Genomic DNA, 214 nt, shown 5'->3' on the forward strand with positions numbered 1-214 from the left:
GTCTCCGCACGAGCGGCGACATTCCCGCCGGCGAAATCGCGGCGATCCAGGGCGGTCTCACCGAGACGTACGCGATCACCGTCGTCGCCTTCGTCCCGCTCGTCGTCACGTTCGGGCTGGCGCTGCGCGGCTACGCCGCGCTGCCGACCCTCGTCGCCGGCGTCTTCGCCGGCGCGTTCACGACGATCCTGCTTCAGGGAGCGGGCTTCGTCGC

General features: G+C 71.5%; 1 pseudogene. It reads left to right on the top strand.

What is annotated here, in order from left to right:
* A pseudogene (locus EXE42_RS18310) lies at positions 1-214 on the top strand (arginine:ornithine antiporter); the annotation flags it as partial.

Origin of the sequence: Halorubrum sp. SP3 (assembly GCF_005435195.1) — an archaeon.
Taxonomy (GTDB): Archaea; Halobacteriota; Halobacteria; order Halobacteriales; family Haloferacaceae; genus Halorubrum; species Halorubrum sodomense.